Source organism: Planktothrix tepida PCC 9214, from assembly GCF_900009145.1.
In the GTDB taxonomy this organism is placed as follows: domain Bacteria; phylum Cyanobacteriota; class Cyanobacteriia; order Cyanobacteriales; family Microcoleaceae; genus Planktothrix; species Planktothrix tepida.
Genome location: NZ_LN889820.1, coordinates 14307 through 14967, shown reverse-complemented (window position 1 = coordinate 14967; position 661 = coordinate 14307). Strand labels below are relative to the sequence as shown.

1 protein-coding gene is annotated in these 661 nt (G+C 43.4%); it reads right to left on the bottom strand.

What is annotated here, in order from left to right; genetic code table 11:
* Positions 1–661, bottom strand: a 661-nt coding sequence (locus PL9214_RS29205) for a calcium-binding protein (protein ID WP_281250384.1), incomplete at both ends; no start/stop codon positions are given.

Here is a 661-nt window from a genome sequence, read left to right as displayed (position 1 = left end):
GAATTAGCGGTAATTGAGTTAGCAGGAACACCGATTAAAGTGGCTAAAAGTTCATTATTGGCTGCGACTTGAATCAAGGTATTTCCGGCTTGAGTTCCACTCCCTTGAAGGATGGTAAGCTGATTAAAATTATAATTTTGCGTCAATTTTAACAGATCCTTACCTCCAACAAAATCTAGGATAAAATCACCATTTTCACCCGGATTTAACATAAAGATATCGGCTCCTTGACCCCCGATGAGGGAATCTGTTCCGACTCCACCATTAAGGGTATCATTGCCTAAATCTCCTGTGACTAAATCATCGCCGTTACTTCCATCTACAAAATCGTCGCCTTGACCGCCATGAATCAGATCGTTATCGTCGCCACCGTAAAGGTTATCGTTCCCTGTACCTCCTGACAACAGATCTTCTCCAGTATGACCAACTAACAGGTCGTTTCCAACTTCTCCTAATACCGTATCATTGCCTAAATCGCCACTGAGGGTATCGTTTCCTAAACCTCCGAAAATCAGGTCATTGTCTTTACCGCCTCCCACCCAGTCTTCATCGGCTCCACCATAAATTAGGTCGTTTCCAAGGAAACCATAAATCACATCTTGACCTAGGTTTCCTGAGAGGAAATCAACTTCACCATAACCGAGTAGGGTATCTTGACCGA